The sequence below is a fragment of the Pseudomonas californiensis genome (genome assembly GCF_021147775.1).
Taxonomy (GTDB): domain Bacteria; phylum Pseudomonadota; class Gammaproteobacteria; order Pseudomonadales; family Pseudomonadaceae; genus Aquipseudomonas; species Aquipseudomonas californiensis.
On record NZ_JAGTPK010000130.1, the window covers coordinates 1 to 889 of the forward strand.

Annotated in this window: 1 pseudogene; it reads right to left on the bottom strand. The window is 49.9% G+C overall.

Annotated elements, in window-relative coordinates:
• A pseudogene (locus tag KDX37_RS29275) lies at positions 1–720 on the bottom strand (hypothetical protein); the annotation flags it as partial.
• Positions 721–889: the final 169 nt, after the last annotated feature.

An 889-nucleotide genomic window follows, 5' to 3' on the forward strand; every position in this document is an offset into this window, starting at 1 on the left:
GAACCTGCGTAGCTGCGCTCCGACTGCCTGTCCGGATGAGCGTGGAACGGGTGTCCGGATGTTGGTGGGCTGAGTGTCCAGATGGCGTGGAATCCGCAGGCCAACCAGATCAGAGATCCGGAGATACATGGCGAAAAGTGTAGCCAGGATGAAGAGGGTACGTTCATGTCGAAGCGGCTCAGCCGAAGCCATTGACTCCGCAGTCTCAAGTACGTAGTCCCATTGCAACGGCGTTAAGGCCCGATTCTGGGCTTCGCCAGTGGGATTCCCGGTGAAATCCCGCTTATTTTTTACAAGTCTGAACGGGTTTAGGCTCACCAAGTTATCTTCGGCGAGAAATTCATAAAAACTGCTACATACGGAGAAGATTTGGTTCATCGTTCCTTTGGAGGCCGCATACACCTGAACAGCTTCAGCTTGGGCGTTTAAGCTACTAAGCTTTTGGCTGAAGGGTTTCCATTTTGGATTTGGGACTACAGGATAAACCACAGCGGTTTCAGCATCCTTATTAGCGATGAAGCGGCCGCGTGTAACTGACCCAATCCAATTTGCCGGTGGATTCCTACAAAACTGCAAGTAGGCTTCAGCGTCTTGACGTTTTAAGCTGAAGATTGATTTATCCCTAACAATAAGGGCCCAAAGAAGTAACCGTTCAACGTGAGTTCTATAAGAGTTGAAAGTCTGCACGCTGCCTTCGTATGCGCGCAAGAACGAGCGCACGGCTCTGTAACCTGCAGATGCACACAGTACAACGGAGAAACTTTCGATATAGTCACTCACAAAATTGATAGTAAGCGCTCCATAAACCCCACTTGGCTAAAGATAGGTAAAGCGCTTAGCTGTGAAGTCGAGGTTCGCAGTTCCACGGCAGCAAGGCTTCGTAATCCTC